At 61.7% G+C, this 15842-nt stretch carries 11 protein-coding genes; 9 read left to right on the forward strand and 2 right to left on the reverse strand.

Annotated features, from left to right (window positions below; translation table 11 throughout):
- The 3 genes from G481_RS0115330 to G481_RS24045 all read left to right on the forward strand — a co-directional run.
- Positions 1–293 (forward strand): integrase core domain-containing protein (locus G481_RS0115330; RefSeq protein ID WP_028030819.1); only part of this gene is annotated, 293 nt, incomplete at its 5' end.
- A 121-nt stretch (positions 294–414) separates the two neighbouring features.
- On the forward strand, positions 415–627 hold the full coding sequence (locus G481_RS0115335; protein WP_028030820.1) for a hypothetical protein: 213 nt from the start codon (positions 415–417) through the stop codon (positions 625–627).
- A gap of 12 nt (positions 628–639) precedes the next feature.
- Positions 640–2358, forward strand: coding sequence for a recombinase family protein (locus G481_RS24045; protein ID WP_035026326.1), 1719 nt, complete (start codon positions 640–642; stop codon positions 2356–2358).
- A 186-nt stretch (positions 2359–2544) separates the two neighbouring features.
- Here G481_RS24045 and G481_RS0115345 read toward each other — a convergent pair whose 3' ends face one another.
- Positions 2545–3984: a DUF6880 family protein gene (locus G481_RS0115345; RefSeq protein WP_028030821.1), complete on the reverse strand. Its 1440-nt coding sequence runs from the start codon at positions 3982–3984 to the stop codon at positions 2545–2547.
- A gap of 219 nt (positions 3985–4203) precedes the next feature.
- Between G481_RS0115345 and G481_RS0115350 the strand changes: the two genes are divergently transcribed.
- From G481_RS0115350 to G481_RS0115375, 6 genes are all read left to right on the forward strand, one after another.
- Entirely contained in the window at positions 4204–5358 is a 1155-nt protein-coding gene (locus G481_RS0115350; protein ID WP_028030822.1) for a tyrosine-type recombinase/integrase, read from the forward strand.
- Positions 5359–5478: 120 nt separating this feature from the next.
- Positions 5479–6363: a BrxR family helix-turn-helix transcriptional regulator gene (locus G481_RS24050; protein ID WP_035026328.1), complete on the forward strand. Its 885-nt coding sequence runs from the start codon at positions 5479–5481 to the stop codon at positions 6361–6363.
- Positions 6360–9272 (forward strand): ATP-dependent helicase, encoded by a 2913-nt coding sequence (locus G481_RS0115360; protein ID WP_028030823.1) that lies wholly within the window; start codon positions 6360–6362, stop codon positions 9270–9272. Before G481_RS24050 ends, G481_RS0115360 begins: the two co-directional genes overlap by 4 nt.
- Positions 9269–11092 (forward strand): site-specific DNA-methyltransferase, encoded by a 1824-nt coding sequence (locus tag G481_RS0115365; RefSeq protein ID WP_051294572.1) that lies wholly within the window; start codon positions 9269–9271, stop codon positions 11090–11092. The genes G481_RS0115360 and G481_RS0115365 overlap by 4 nt, the downstream gene beginning before the upstream one ends.
- On the forward strand, positions 11085–13763 hold the full coding sequence (locus G481_RS0115370; RefSeq protein ID WP_028030825.1) for a TnsA endonuclease N-terminal domain-containing protein: 2679 nt from the start codon (positions 11085–11087) through the stop codon (positions 13761–13763). The genes G481_RS0115365 and G481_RS0115370 overlap by 8 nt, the downstream gene beginning before the upstream one ends.
- An 83-nt stretch (positions 13764–13846) precedes the next feature.
- Entirely contained in the window at positions 13847–14719 is an 873-nt protein-coding gene (locus G481_RS0115375) for a GIY-YIG nuclease family protein (protein ID WP_245594983.1), read from the forward strand.
- 45 nt (positions 14720–14764) lie between these two features.
- On the opposite strand, the gene G481_RS0115380 is transcribed toward G481_RS0115375, so the two are convergent.
- Positions 14765–15841, reverse strand: coding sequence for a DUF2793 domain-containing protein (locus tag G481_RS0115380; RefSeq protein WP_028030827.1), 1077 nt, complete (start codon positions 15839–15841; stop codon positions 14765–14767).
- Position 15842 lies beyond the last annotated feature (1 nt).

Below are 15842 nucleotides of genomic sequence, written 5' to 3' on the forward strand. Positions count from 1 at the left end.
TGTCAATCAAATACACCGAGCGACTGGCCGAAGCGGGCATCGAGCCCTCTGTCGGCAGCGTCGGCGACAGTTATGACAATGCGCTTGCTGAGACGATCAACGGCCTCTTCAAAGCCGAAGTCATTCACCGCCGTGGCCCGTGGCGCAGCTTCGAAGCCGTCGAATATGCAACCCTCGAATGGGTGGACTGGTTCAACAACCGCCGCCTGCTCGAGCCGATCGGGAACATCCCGCCCGCAGAAGCCGAGGCAAACTTCTACGCAACTCTGGAAACAGAACCCATGGCCGCGTAACTAACCGAAATCAGCCTCCGGAGAACCCGGCGCGGTTCAAGGCCCGCGAGACGCTTGAGACAGATGGAAGCAGCCGCGGCGGTCACGGAACCGCCTCGGCAAAGGATCGCGGGAGGCCCGAATGGCCCTCTCGCTGGTAAAGATGCCGAAGCCGGTCCGGGCGGAACCCCGATCCGGACCGGCGGCGGCGGCGCCGGGCGCCGGGGCATTCAATCCCGTCGCCGCCCGCACCGCCTGGCTTGACGCGATCCGGGCACTGGCCCGGGCAGCGGCGCAAGCCGATCACGACGCGGCCACCCGGACCACCGGGCGGCCGATCCCGCAGAAGGACTGAGGAGGAAGAGCGATGACGGACCAGCTGCGCGCGGCGATCTATGCGCGTTTTTCGACGGACATGCAGCGCGACGCCTCGATCGAGGACCAGATCCGGTCGTGCCGGGAATACGCGTCGCGGCAGGGACTGAAGGTGGTCGAGACCTATTCGGACCGGGCCGTTTCGGGGGCGAGCCTGATGCGCAGCGGCATGCAGAAGCTTCTGCGGGACGGGCGCAGCGGTGCCTTCGATGTGGTGATCAGCGAGGGGCTGGACTGTCTGAGCCGCAACCAGGCGGACATCGCCCAGATCTACCAGAGCCTCCTGTTCGCGGAAGTGATGATCGAGACGGTGAGCGAAGGCCAGATTTCGGAGATGCACATCGGCCTCAAGGGCACAATGAACGCGCTTTTTCTGAAGGATCTGGCCGTCAAAACCCACCGAGGTCTCACAGGCCGGGCGCTGGCGGGCAAGTCCGCCGGAGGCCTGACCTATGGATATTCCGCCGTGCACAAGATCGCCCCGAATGGCGACCCGATCCGGGGTGACCGGACTATTAACAATGAGGAAGCGGCCGTGGTGCGCCGCATCTTTCAGGACTACGCGAAGGGGATTTCCCCAAAGAAGATCGCGGAAGCGCTGAACGTGGAAGGCATCCCCGGGCCGCAGGGCGGCGAATGGGGGGCCTCGACCATTCACGGCAACCGCGAGCGCGGCACCGGGATCCTGAACAACGAACTGTATGTCGGCCGTCAGATCTGGAACCGCCTGCGCTATGTGAAGGATCCGGCCACCGGCAAACGTGTTTCTCGTCTCAACCCGGAGAGCGACTGGGTGATCACCGAGGTCCCCGATCTTCGGATCATCGATGATGCCCTCTGGGAGAAGGTCCGGACGCGCCAGGGTGCGCTGAAGTCGAAGGAGACAGGCGTTCCGGTCTGGGACCGGCGCCGTCCCCGGACGCTGTTTTCGGGTCTTATGGAATGCGGCTGCTGCGGATCGGGGTTTTCCAAGGTGCAGAAGGATTCATTCGGCTGCTCGGCCGCCCGGAACAAGGGCAAGGCGATCTGCACGAACATGACGACCATCAAACAGACGGATCTGGAAGCCCGGGTCCTCGACGCGCTGGCCCATCACCTGATGGACCCGGAGGCGGTCGCGGCCTTCTGCGAGGCTTACACGGCAGAGCGCAACCGGCTCGCAGCGGCGGCCACGTCATCCCGCACAACGATGGAGAAGGAACTCGCCACCACCAAGCGCGACCACGCCAAGCTGGTGGACGCGATCATCGCAGGCGTGCCCGCGGATCAGGTGAAGGACAAGATGATCGCGCTGGACGCGCGGCGGAAGGAGCTGGAAGCCCAGATAGCTCAGGCCGACGCGGCCCCTGCCCCGGTTCGGCTGCACCCCAAAATGTCCGAGACCTACCGGGAGCGGGTCGCAGCGCTGATCCAAGGACTGGCCGACAGGGAGGGGATGGAAGAAGCCCGCGAGGCGATCCGGGGGCTGATCGAGAAGATCGTGCTGACCCCGCGCGCGGAGGGTCCCGGCCTGACGGTGGAGCTCCACGGCGCGCTGGCGAGCCTGCTCCTGTTGGCTACGGGGGCTCCGGTCCATCAGGTCGCCAGCATGGCTTCTGTGGCCCAAAACGACAAAAGCTCCGCGGGAGCGGAGCTACAAGGTGTTGATATCGTTGACAAATCAATGTTGGTTGCGGGGGCAGGATTTGAACCTGCGGCCTTCAGGTTATGAGTCGTGCCGAACGAAACATGAACAATTACTCGGAACCGCGATTTCTTGCGCAATTTCCGACACTTGCCGATCCCGGAACTGAGGCCCCGCTGCGCACGATCTGTCGGGATTGCGCAGCGTTTTTCGGCCTCGTGCTTCCATAATGCTTCCAACAGGCCGAGACCTGATTTTCCGGTAGCACGACCATCAGGCGGCGGTGAGCGACCAGAAGCCGATCTTCCTGCCGTGTTCCTCCTTCAACCGGGCGACATAGGCGTCGTGCGTCTCGAACGCACCGAAGTCCGGGATGTCGCCCGCGAGCCGCGCGCAGCTGGCGAGGTGCTCGGCGGCATAGCGATACCGCTTCGCCCGCGTTCTGGTGAGCGTGAAGTCGATCATCGCGCGGAGCACCAGTGTCGCGGCCAGCGGCTGACGCTCTGACAGGGCCTCCGCCGCGGGGGCAAGATACTCGTAGTGGTCGCCGTCGATCTCGTCGTGCCGGGCCACCAGGAGTTCGGCGGCGCGATCCAGCGCTGGCCAGTCGAGGAAGAATTGCAGGGCGTGAAGAAGGCTCGGATAGGCCATGGCGTGCGCCATCGCCCGCTCCTCGGCCTCGATGTCGTCGAAGTCGGGCAGCCGCTTGAGATAGGCCCGCAGGTAGCTGTCGGAGAGCGTGCGCTCGAAGCAGTCCCACCGGAATGCCTGCGCCTCCTCGCCGCGACCCAGCGCCTCCAGCGTCTGCAGGCGAATGTCCTGCCATGCCAGCGGAACCCGCAACCCGTCGCCAAGCTCCGCGCGCTCGAGGAACTCCAGCGCCTCACCCGCCCTGCCGGCCGCGAGCAGGCGCTGCGCGATCTCGGCCGCGATCTGCGGCACCTTGCGGGTCTTCGGATCGTACTGGGCGATGAAGCCGTCGACGTCTCCCTGCGCGTCGGCGATGTCCTTGAGCGCCATGGCGACCGTGCTCGCGCGCTCACGCGCCCGCATCTCGTGCTCGTAGGTGGTGCCGCCCGTGCCCCAACCCACCGCCTTCCATTGGTCCTTCGGCGGCACCGGCACAGGCGAGCGACCCAGTTCTTCGGCTAACGATTTCATGGCTGCCAACCCCTCTTCGCCGAGCGCCGGCGCCATGATCCCGACTAGGCCGTCATACTGGCCATAGCCGTTGTCCTGAAGCGCATCGAGAACAGTGCCGGCGAGCGCCTGCGGATCCGGCCGGACCTTCGCGGCGAGCTGACCCAGATCGGCACACGCCTGGTGGAAGATGCCGATGACGGTGCCGCTGGAGTCGTCGCAGCGCTCGAACACCGGTGTGGCGAGCGCCATGAACCGCCACATGAGCGCCAGCGCCTCGTCCGGATCGGCCGGCTCGATCTGCTCGACGATGGCGCGCCGCTGGGTTTCGAGATCTGTGACCAGCGCCTTGCGGTTCTTCCAGGTGATGAAGCTGCGGGCCCGGGCGATGCTTGTCAGCCGTTTGGTGATCTCCCTCGCCGCCTCCCTCGGGCTCTGGGCGCCCGCCAGCGCGAGCCGCAGCTTGCGCTTGGCCGCCGCATTGCCGGTGCTGACCTCGATCAGCAATTGCGCCAGGCGCTCGGCGCCCAGCGCTTCGAGGTTCTTCGCATTGAGGGTGGTCTTGGAAGCCATCGGATCGCCAGTTTCTTTTAGCCGAGCCTATCAGCGGTCCGCGGGGGCCGGAACCTGCGTTCTGATTCGCTGGGCTCGTCGATTTCCCGCGCCAGCGCGCCGAAACGCCTTGCGCGGAAACGCGAGGCATTTCCTTTTTATTCGCGATTTCAATGTGTTCGTTGACTGTCGCCCGCGCTTCAGCACTGTGGAACGGCGAAAGAACCACCGAAGAACGCCATGCCCAAGATCACCAAACGCCTCGTCGACGCCGCAGAATCCCGCTCCGCCGAATACTTCGTCTGGGACAGCGAGATCCCTGGCTTCGGGCTGCGCGTGCTGCCAAGCGGGCGCAAGGGCTACGTAGTCCAGTATCGCGCCGGACGCCGGTCCCGGCGGATCAGCCTCGGGCCCAGCACGGTCCTGACCTGCGAGCAGGCGCGCAACCGCGCCATCTCCATCGTCGCCGCCGCCCGCAATGGCGAGGACCCCGCCGCCGAACGCGATGCAGGCCGCAAGGCGATCACGGTGAAGGAGCTGGCGGAGCGGTTCGACAAGGAACACATCGCGATCCGCGTGAAGGCGAGCACGGCCAAGGAGTATCGCCGGAACCTCGAACGCTTCATCCTGCCTGCGCTCGGGCAGCTGACGGTCACGGGCATCACCCGGGCGGACGTGGCGAAGTTCCACCACGACCTCCGCCACATCCCCTATCAGGCAAACCGTTGCCTCGAAGTGGTCTCGAAGATGTTCAGCCTCGCCGAGATGTGGGGCCTGCGTCCGGATGGCACCAACCCGAGAAAGCACATCCGGAAGTACCCCGAGGAGAAGCGCGAGCGGTTCCTCAGCGCCGCCGAACTCCGCCGGATCGGTGAGGTGCTGCGCGAGATGGAGGCGGAGGGGATCGAACTGCCGTCGGCCATCCTCGCCGCGCGTCTGTTGATCCTGACCGGCTGTCGGCTGAACGAGATCATGACGTTGAAGTGGACGTATGTCGATCTGGCCGAGCGCGTCCTGCGCTTGCCGGATTCGAAGTCCGGCGCCAAGGTCGTCCATCTCGGCCAGCCCGCCGTCGACCTGCTCCGCGACGCCCAGCGCATCGAGGGAAACCCGTGGGTCATCGCCGGCACCCTGCCGGGCAAGCGTCTGAGCGATCTCCAGCCCTTCTGGCAGCGCGTCCGCGCCCGCGCCGGCGTGAAGGACGTCCGCATCCACGACCTGCGCCACACCTTCGCGTCCACGGCCGTCGCCTCGGGCCAGGGCCTGCCCATGATCGGCAAGCTGCTCGGGCACACGCAGGTCCAGACCACGGCGCGCTACGCCCATCTCGCGGCCGAGCCGGTGCGGACGGCGGCGGACGCGGTGGCGCAGAACCTCAGGCAATCCTTGGGATAATCGCGCCCCGCCACGTCCCTTTTCGATTGATCGCGCAGTTCCGCGCGGCTACCCTCCGAGAAAGCCCAGAAATTGGGCGCACACAGTTCGCGTGCGCGCAGGGCTGGGCGGAGGCGCAACGTGGACAGGGACAAGGCTGAACTTCGCTGGGGCATCGAGCAGCGGCTCGAGTTCATCGAGTTCCGCCTGTTCTGGGAGGGGCACGTCAATCGCATCGACGTGATGCAGCAGTTTGGCGTCTCGGTGAACCAGGCATCCTCTGACCTGAACCGCTACATCGCGCTGGCGCCGGACAACATGGTCTACGACAAGAGCGCGCGCACCTATGTCCGCGGCCCAGACTTCGACTGCAAGTTCCGCTCGCCAGACGCAGCGCATTACCTCGCCCAGCTCCGCCTGGTTGCCGATGATGTGCTGGAGCGCGAAGAGTGCTGGATCCCTGACCTGCCGTCCTACGCATCCGCACCAACGCCTGTGCGGGGCGTCGATCCAGTGACACTGCGCTCGGTCGTCGGTGCCATCCGCCGGTCCGAGGCGATCGAGGTGAAGTACCAGTCCCTGTCGAGCCCGGAGCCTCGCTGGCGCTGGATTGCCCCGCACGCCATCGGGTTCGACGGGTTTCGCTGGCATACGCGGGCGTTCTGCCTGACCGACGAATGCTTCAAGGACTTCCTGCTCTCACGGATCCTCGGCATCCGCGGATCGCGGGAGAGCGCAACGTCGGCCAACGAAGATCGCGACTGGCATTCCGAGGTCACCTTGGAGGTCGGCCCCCACCCTGAGCTCTCGGAGTCGCAAGCCAAGGTCATCGCGCTCGACTACGGGATGCGGGGCGGCAAGGCGAAGATCAAGGTGAGGCGCGCGCTCCTCTACTATGCGTTGAGACGACTTGGACTTGATACCGATCCGGCAGCCCGGAAGCCGCAGGATCAGCAGATCGTTCTTCTGAATGCGACTGACATAATCGGAGAACGAGGAAATAGCGCGAGGTCAACGGGCCAATGAAAGACCTTCGCTCCAGCGCCAATCCTCAGCAATTGACTGCGATCAATGCGGCGGAAGGACCTGTTCTTATTATCGCCGGCCCTGGCTCCGGCAAGACTTACACTCTCGTCGAGCGAATTGTTCACCTGATCACCGAGAAGCAGGTTGCGCCAGAGAGCCTCCTGGTCGTTACATTCACTGACAAGGCGGCCCGGGAACTGACCACCCGAGTTTCAAATCGCCTCGCTGAACTCGATATACGCTTCAACCTGAATGAAATGTACCTCGGCACATTTCACTCGATCTGCTTGCGGCTACTGGAAGAATTTCGTGATTTCACCCGCCTGAGGCGCAGTTTCACGCTTTTTGACCAGTTCGATCAGCAGTACTTCCTCTATCAGAAGATCAAGGATTTTCGCGAGCTTGCCGATGCACAGCTAGTAATGGGGGATGACCAAACCGGCCGGTGGGCGCAGTCGGAACAGCTGATGAAGTGGTTGAACAAGGTCAGCGAAGAGGCCTTGGAACCGCATGTTCTTGAAATGGCACCAGATCCGGATGTGCGTGCGCTCGCTCGTTGTTTTCTAAAGTATCAAGAGCTTCTCGAAGAGAATAACTGCTTGGACTTCTCCGGAATCCAGTACGAGGCTCTGCAGCTCCTACGCCGGAACCCGGACGTGCTTGCTCAGCTACGCGACAAGATAACGTATCTGATGGTCGATGAGTATCAGGACACCAATACGATCCAGGAACAGATCCTGCTCCTTCTCGCCGGCGACAGGAGTAACCTCTGCGTCGTCGGGGATGATGACCAAGGCCTCTACCGCTTTCGAGGGGCCACAATTCGCAACATCCTCGAGTTCCCGCAGCTCTTCCCGCCAGAAAGCTGTAAGCAGGTGCGGCTGACGGTGAACTATCGTTCCCATCCAGGGATCATCGACTTCTACAACGAGTGGATGAAGCGGCTGGATTGGGAGGAGCAAGGAACGGCATTCCGCTTCCCGAAGCAAATTCTTCCGCGTGAGGACAGCTTCCCCGACGTGCCGACCGCGGTACGTCTGAGCGCATCGGACGAGAAAGGCGAGAACGAGAACTGGCACGCCGAGGTTCTCACGTTCCTGACAGGACTACGCGACTCCGGCCGACTGACAGACTGGAACCAGGTCGCCTTCCTCTTTCGTTCCGTGAAGAACGACCGCGTTCTTGATCTAGCACGCTTCCTTGAAGGCAACGGCATCCCTGTCTATTCGCCTCGCTCCAACATGTTCTTCGAGCGCGAAGAAATCCGCTTGATGATCGGAGCGCTGATCTTCCTGTTCCCGCAGTTTCCAAAGGTGCGTCAGTGGGCCGAAGGCGCCCAGCTGGCGATCTGGGATTACTACGACCACCAGTGTTTCAAGGCGTTCACGGACGAGCTTCGGAAGCCGGAGAATAGCCGTATGCTTGAGTGGGCCCGGCCGCTCGCAAAGCGCCATGCCGTCCTGACCCAAACCGCCGACTACGCCTTCTCTGGACTGTTCTATCAGCTCCTCCAGTTCCCTTTGTTCTCCCGCTTCCTCGACGAGGATGCGATGCAAGGCGTGGACAAGGGCCGCGCCGCCCGCAACCTTGCCACGTTCTCGAAGCTGATCACCAAGTTCGAGTACCTTCACTACGTCACGGTCTTGAACCCCGAGTATCTCGAGCGCGACCTGCGGAACCTGTTCAATCAGTTCTTCCGCTTCCTAAAGGATGGCGGCATCGGGGAGTACGAGGACGAGGCCGAATACGCTCCGAAGGGCTGCGTCTCGTTCCTGACCATCCACCAGTCGAAGGGGCTAGAGTTCCCGGTGGTCGTGTGCGGCTCGCTGGAGGCCGTGCCACGCAAGCAGCACACCGATCTGGACGAGATCCTCGAGGACGGCGGATACCTCTCGAAAGCGCGGTTCGAGCCCTTGGACCGCATCAAGCATTTCGATTTCTGGCGCCTCTACTACACTGCGTTCTCGCGGGCGCAGAACCTGCTGGTCCTGGCCGCACAGGAGCGGCACGGAAAGGGGCTCGGCAAGTCACCCTCGAAGTATTTCGAGGACGTCTTCCACGCCCTTCCGGACTGGCGGACGGTCGACCTGACCCGGTTCACCTTCGAGAAGGTGAAGGAAATCAACCTCAAGCGCGAATACTCCTTCACCTCGCACATCACGCTCTTCGAGAACTGCGCCGAGCAATACCGCTTCTTCAAGGAGCTCGAGTTCGCCGCCATCCGCGTCAGCCCGATGCTGTTCGGCACCCTCGTCCACCAGACCATCGAGGACATCCACAAGGCCGTCCTGCGGGGCGAGGAACACACGGTCACGCCGGACGCCATCGACGCATGGTTCTCCACCAACTACGCGATGCTGTCGAAGAAGGAACGCGTGTACCTGGCGCCCATCACCCTGGAGGCCGCGCGCCGTCACGTCATGCGCTACTACGAGCGCGAGAACGGCAACTGGGACAGGGTCAAGGAGACCGAGGTCGAGATCTCGCTCGTCAAGGACGACTACATCCTCAAGGGCAATGTCGACCTGATCCGCGGCGAAGGCGGCACGGTCGAGGTGGTCGACTTCAAGTCCGAGAAGAAGCCCGACATGGAGAAGGACCGCGAGCGCCTGCGCCAGTATCAAAGCCAGCTCGAGGTCTACGCCCACCTCATCGAGGAGCGGACCGGCCAGAAGGTCAGCCGGATGCACCTCTACTACACCGGCGAACAGGACGGGAATCCGTATGTCAGCTTCGCCAAGGACGACCGGGCGATCGGCAAGACGGTCGCCCGCTTCGACGAGATCGTCCACCGCATCGAAAGCGCGGACTACCGGATCGCCGCGCGGCCCGACCGGCTGTGCGAGAACTGTGACATGCGCGCCTATTGCGACGCGAAGAACTGGAATTTCAGGGAAGATGACCGATGAGTGATGTGAGAACCGATCAGACCGCGATGGACCTTGGCGCCGAGGCCGCCAGCATGGAGAGCGTGGAGAAGTTCCAGTTCGCGCCGATCAAGGGCTACCCGATGCTGAACTGGCGCGGGAAGCGGCCGTTCACCTCCACCCAGTTCTTCCCGGCGCAGCTGAAGGAGGTCCACGGACCGGAAGTCGATGGGTGGCGGAACAAGATATTCTGGGGGGACAATCTCCAGGTGATGAGCCATTTGCTCAAGAAGTTTCGCGGCAAGATTGACTTGGTCTACATTGACCCGCCCTTTGACTCGAAGGCAGATTACAAGAAGTCAATATCGCTCAGAGGGAATAATGCATCAACCGATTCTACCTCTTTCGAGGAAAAACAGTACACAGACATTTGGTCAAATGACGAGTATCTGCAGTTCATGTATGAGCGGATCGTCATGGCGCGGGAACTTTTGTCCGAGACAGGGGCAATCTATTTGCACTGCGATCCGCGCAAGGGGCCGTTTCTTCGCCTGATACTAGATGAAGTATTCGGAGCTGGAAATTTCCGCAACGAGATAATCTGGCACTATAAGTTTAGAATGATGGACAGCACTGAGCAGTTCAACAAAAAGCATGATAACATATTTTTCTACGCCAAGACGGCTGCGACCCAGATCAAAATGCCAAAAGAGGAATGGACGCGCGAAGACCTCATCAAGTCGCGCAAACAGGAAATCATTGTTGGAGACGATGGCCGGGAAATGATCTGGATGCCCGGACAAAAGGGCAATTCTAAAAGCCGGATGGTTCCGTTGGACGAGATTCTTGCCCGCGGAAAAGCGATCGATGATGTGTGGGAAATTCCTGTCATTAGCAGCAGCGCTCATGAGAGAACTGGATATCCCACACAGAAGCCAGAAGCGTTAATTGAAAGAATCGTTTCTGCATCGGCACCGGAAGGGGGTCTTGTTTTTGACTTCTTCATGGGTTCCGGCACAACTCAAGCGGTAGCGATGAAACTAGGGCGTCGCTTCATTGGCGCGGACATCAATCTCGGCGCGGTTCAAACAACAACAAAACGGCTCAGCAATGTTGCGGATGAGTTAAATGGGCAGCTTCCTGACTCAGATATTAAAATTTACAGTGGCTTCGAAGTCTATAACGTCAATCAGTACGACATCTTCCGAAATCCTATTCAAGCCAAAGAGCTTCTACTTGGGGCGCTCGAGGTACAGCCGCTCGAGTTGAGCACAGTCTTTGATGGGGAAAAGGATGGTCGGATGGTCAAGATCATGCCGGTCAACCGCATCGCCACCCGTGCAGACCTGAACGAGCTGATCGCTGGCTTCGACTACAAGGCCTGGGAACGCCGCCAGTCTGAGCACCCGAACCGGCCGGTGGAGAAGCTCATGCTCGTCTGCATGGGGCACGAGCCCGACCTCGCCGCCCGGCTCAAGATGGCCGCGACGCCCTACAAGATCGATGTCGAGGTGGTCGACATCCTGCGCGACAAGGCCAACCTCGAGTTCCGCCGCGACTCCGAGGCAAGCGTTGTCATCAAAGACGGCGAGCTGGTGGTGGAGCGCTTCTACCCCATGAACCTGCTGCAGAAGCTGTCGATGCAGAAGGAGACGGTCGAGGACTGGCGCGAGCTGGTCGAGAGCATCCTCATCGACTGGAACTACGACGGCGCCGTCCTTCAGCCCGCCGTCGTCGACATCCCCGGCAAGACCGAGCTCGTCGCCGGCCGCTACAAGGTGCCGGCCGACGCCGGAACGATCCGCGTGAAGATCACCGACCTCCTCTCCGAATCCTGGGAAGGGAGCGTGACCAATGGCTAGGCGCACCAAGGCGGTCAGCGCGTCGCTGGACTTCGCCTTTTTCCAGTTCCTGTGGGAGTTCTACCGCGGCAACCGCGGCACGATCCGGACGCATTACAAGGAGCTGACCCGCAAGTTCCTGGACTTCAACAACCCGGACAAGAACCCCAAGGCCTTCCTGCGCCAGCCGCAGTACGAGGCACTGGAGATCTATGTCTTCTTGAAGGAGTTTATGGACAACGCGAAGGTCGAGGAGATCTTCAAGGCGTGGTTCGAGAAGACCGGCCGCTTCGCCGGCCGCCAGGAAGGCGGCATCATCGGCGGCGACGCGCGCCAGGGCTCGATGTTCGATGCCGTGACGCAGGACCAGTACAAGGCCGTCTTCGCGGCCATGCGGAAAAACTCCCGCATCTACCCGAACTACATCTTCGCCCTGACCATGGGGACCGGCAAGACGATCCTTATGGCGACATGCATCTTCTACGAGTTCCTGCTGGGCAACAAGTTCGAGAAGGACAAGCGGTACTGCCACAACGCGCTGGTCTTCGCCCCGGACAAGACCGTCCTCCAGTCACTGAAAGAGATCGAGTCCTTCGACCTCGCTCTGGTCGTTCCCCCCGAATACGTGAACTTCCTGACCACCCACCTGCGCTTCCACTACCTCGAGGAGGCTGGCACCTCGCTCAGTACGCTGGACCGGTCGCGCTTCAACATCGTGGTCTCGAACACACAGAAGATCATCCTGAAGCGCCGCCACAAGGAGAAGACCCCCCTGGACGCGCTGTTCGGCGCGACCCCGGACACGGTGACAGCGTCCGGGGTCTATGGTGACGCGGCCGACCTCTATGCCTGGGACCAGCCCGAAGAAGAGGCCGAGCTCACCACGAACCAGCGGTTCGAAAAACTGTGCCGCCTCGAGCAGCTGGGCATCTACGTGGACGAGGCACACCACGCCTTCGGCAAAACGCTCGCCAAGGACATGGGGATCGGCGCCAAGGAGACTGACACGAGCCTCCGCACCACCATCGACCAGCTTGCCGCCAATCTGAACCGCGCCGGGACGCGCGTTGTCGCCTGCTACAACTACACCGGCACGCCGTACGTCGGGAAAGAAGTGCTGCCCGAGGTGGTCTACGCGTACGGGCTGAAGGAGGCCATCGACAAGGGCTTCCTAAAGAAGGTCGTCCTTCACGGATACCGAAACACCCGTACGGACGAGTTCGTCGACATAGCCGTCGAGCAATTCCTTGATGAAACTGACGATCTGAAGCCTGAGGGCATGCTGCCCAAATTGGCCTTCTTCGCAGCCACGATCGAGGAACTAACCAAGGAACTCCGCCCCGCGGTCGAACGCGCCCTTGCCAAGAGAGGCGTTCCAACGTCCCGCATCCTCGTCAACGTCGGCGACGAGAAGTTGACCTCGAACGACGACATTCGGGAGTTCAACCGTCTGGACACCCCGGACTCGGAGAAGCAGTTCATTCTGCTCGTAAACAAGGGGCGCGAGGGCTGGAACTGCCGGTCCCTATTCGGCGTAGGCCTCTTCCGCGAGCCCAAATCCAAGGTTTTCGTGCTTCAGGCCACCATGCGCTGCCTTCGCGCCATCGGCCAAGCCCAGCACACCGGGCATGTGTTTCTCTCCGACGACAACATGGAAATTCTCAACGACGAGCTGCAGCAGAACTTCAGGATCAGCGCCGCCGAGCTGCAGAACGTCGCCAGCGACAAGGAGCGCGTCCAGGTCAAGGTCATCGAGCCCCCCGTGAAGATCAAGCTGGTGCGGGTGCGCAAGGAATACAATGTCCGCGAAAAAACTGTCACGCCTGGACAGACGCTCTTCCCCGAGCTGTCTGCTCGGGACAAATGGAGTGAGCTTGTCGAGAAATATCGGCTCGTGGAGACGCAGCAGGAAGGGCTCACCCCAAGTGAGGCCGCCCGTGCGTCATCCAGCAGGACGTTCGACCTTACCGAGCGCCGCGAGAAGCAGGTGTTCTCACGCCTCAGCCTTGTGGGAGAAGTCGCTCGGTATCTCAACCAATCGCCATTGGAAATCGAGTCGCTTCTGGATGCCACAACGGAAGGCGTCAATAAGCTCATTGAAATCACTAACGAATTCAACGAGCTGCTCTACGATGAGATCATTCCACGCTTGTTCCGAATGATCTTTGAGCTGGATGAGTCGGAAAAAACGGAAGAGCACGAAGTCGAACTCATCAAGCTCCCGGCGAACGGTTATTACGAGATCACGGCTGCCAAGGACAAGATTGTCCGCAGCACGGACGCAGTGGTGAAGGATCATGAGCGCGACAAGAGCTTCCATCTCGACACCTACTGCTTCGATTCCAATTCGGAGCGAACGCTGTTCTGGGATCTCCTTAGAGAGAAACGAGTGAAAAAGATCTACTTTACCGGCATGCTTACGCACGGTCAGTCGGACTTTTTCATTCAGTATATCGACCCTGACTCACACACGGTTCGCAGCTACTATCCCGATTTTGTTTTTCTCCGCGAGGAGCCGGACGGCAGTGAAAAGTACGTCGTGGTAGAGGTCAAAGGCGATCATCAGGTCGACAATGCGGTGGTTCAGGCCAAGAAGGAATTTGCAGAGCAAATCGCAGTGGCCAGCGGCATGGAATATCAGATTATTAAATCAACCGATGCTGATGCTCGAAATTATCGAGTGCTGCTTTAGGAGCGTCCGTACTGAAACCGAGGTCGATCAATATCTTCCTGCTCGACGGCGACCCGAATGGCATCCGGGTGGCGCAAATTTCGATGTCGACGATCCAGGCGATTGCCTTCCGGCGCAACCAGCTTCGTCGGGTTCGGGAGGCTTTCCCCGAGATCGAACGGCCAGGCGTCTACATCCTGATCGGGGCCGACGAAGACGCGCAGGACCGGCAGCTTGCATACATCGGCGAGTCCGAAGGCGTCGGCGCTAGATTGTCGTATCACAACTCGAATGAGGCCGGTCGCGATGCCAAAGGCTTCTGGACCGACACGGTCGTGCTGATCAGCAAGGACGAGAACCTGACCAAGAGCCACGCGCGCTATGTCGAAGCTTGTCTGATCCGGGGGGTCGTCAGCAATCCCCGTTGGACCCTGCCCAACACGCGCACGCCGTCCGACGACGCGGGCAAGCTGCCGCTCCCCGACCGCGCAGCCATGGACGAGTTCGTGGATCAGACGAAAACTCTGGTTGGGGCCCTCGGCTGGGATCTCTTCCGAGAAGTCCGCGGTCGTGCGCCGGAGCAGATCGCGGAGCAAGAACTGCCAAAGGCTGAACTCCATGAAAGCCCTCGGTTCTTCTTCCGGGGCGACGGCTTCGCGGCAGAGATGGAGATCGGGCCCTCCGGGGATTTCGTCGTCACAGCAGGTTCGAGGGCAAGGGTCCGGACGACGCGAACAATACCGAGAGGGACGGTCGCGCTCCGGAACACCCTTGTCGAGAAGGGCGTCCTCCGCGAGGAAGGTGATTTTCTCGTCTTCACAAGCGCCTACAGCTTCACGTCTGCCTCTGCCGCAGCTGCGGCCGTCATTGGTGCGAGCGCCAATGGCCGGATCCTCTGGAAGCTCCCAGACGGACGCAATTACGCGGATTGGGAGGCAAACCAGGATGCGGCGGGCGATACGTCAGGCCAATTCTGAAGGTTGCGACGGCCCGGGGAACGGTACCGTCAGCATGGCGTGAATTTAGCCGATCTTGCAGCCCCAGAAGGACGTGTGATCGGCGGCGAAATAGCCGTCCGCGACCCGGAAATACCCCTGCAGCTCGACGGTATCGCCGGCAGTCAGCGGGACCATCGTCTGCAGCCAGATCGCGGTGGCGAGCGAGACGTGGGTGGCGGAGATTTCGCCGAGGGAGCCGCGGATTTCGGTGGTGCCGTTCAGGACGAGCCGCCCGCGCATGCGGGCCGTGGCGCTGGCGTTGATCTTGTAGAGCAGCGTCGCGCCGAAGAGGTAGGTGCCGTCAACCGGCGCCACGAAGTGGTTGTTCGCGGCGTCGAAGGCGCCCTGATCGTTGTAGTCGGTGTTGTTGAGGCCGATCTTCGTCCAGGTTCCGACGCCCACGTAGTTGTCGTAGTTCGTGTATGCCTTGAAGCGCGGCAGCCGGGGCTGATCGACGATGCCGGTGGCGTTGTCGACGCTGAGTCCGTCGAAGAAGGTGCTGCCGTCGGCGGAGACCGCCAGCCTGAACCTGTCCGATCCGAAGAGCCCTACAAGCGCCTTGGTCACGAAGCCGGTCTGCAGGGTCAGGCCGAGATCGTCACCCGCAACCTCCTTGTTCATGGTGTAGAACAGATCGCCGGTGCCGCCCTCGGCCACGGTCTTCGCCGTCCAGAGCGCGGCGTTCAGCTTGGCCGAGAACGGGTTCGACGCATCCGCCGTCGTGCCGACGCCCAGCAGCGCCATGTTCTGCAGCGCCGCCGGCGTGGTGCCGATCCAGTTCGCGTCATCATAGACCAGCAGCAGGCCCTCATCCTCTACCCATGCCCGCCAACCGGTCCTCGGTGGCAGGCGGAGCCAGGCGCCGTCCGTCCAGAGCGCGACGCTCAGATCCCAGCCCGCCCAGTCGCCCACCGCGCCGGAACCGACGATGTAGCGGGCCCCGTCCGCCGGACTTGCTGGCGGCTCCGTCAGATCACGGTCGAGGACGGAGAGCTGCACCAGCCCGTCGAGGATCCGCAGCGCCTCGTTGTGGGTGACGTGCTTCTGGGCCTGCGCCGCCAGGATGTAGGGCAGCAGGAGATGGGTCGTGGCGTCGGACATG

The organism is Gemmobacter nectariphilus DSM 15620, from assembly GCF_000429765.1.
GTDB lineage: Bacteria > Pseudomonadota > Alphaproteobacteria > Rhodobacterales > Rhodobacteraceae > Wagnerdoeblera > Wagnerdoeblera nectariphila.

Coding starts and splice junctions, on each gene's coding strand:
- G481_RS0115345 (WP_028030821.1), bottom strand. CDS start 3,984: ATGGCTTCCAAGACCACCCTCAATGCGAAGAACCTCGAAGCGCTGGGC.
- G481_RS24045 (WP_035026326.1), top strand. CDS start 640: ATGACGGACCAGCTGCGCGCGGCGATCTATGCGCGTTTTTCGACGGAC.
- G481_RS0115365 (WP_051294572.1), top strand. CDS start 9,269: ATGAGTGATGTGAGAACCGATCAGACCGCGATGGACCTTGGCGCCGAG.
- G481_RS0115375 (WP_245594983.1), top strand. CDS start 13,847: ATGTCGACGATCCAGGCGATTGCCTTCCGGCGCAACCAGCTTCGTCGG.
- G481_RS0115350 (WP_028030822.1), top strand. CDS start 4,204: ATGCCCAAGATCACCAAACGCCTCGTCGACGCCGCAGAATCCCGCTCC.
- G481_RS0115380 (WP_028030827.1), bottom strand. CDS start 15,841: ATGTCCGACGCCACGACCCATCTCCTGCTGCCCTACATCCTGGCGGCG.
- G481_RS0115370 (WP_028030825.1), top strand. CDS start 11,085: ATGGCTAGGCGCACCAAGGCGGTCAGCGCGTCGCTGGACTTCGCCTTT.
- G481_RS0115335 (WP_028030820.1), top strand. CDS start 415: ATGGCCCTCTCGCTGGTAAAGATGCCGAAGCCGGTCCGGGCGGAACCC.
- G481_RS0115360 (WP_028030823.1), top strand. CDS start 6,360: ATGAAAGACCTTCGCTCCAGCGCCAATCCTCAGCAATTGACTGCGATC.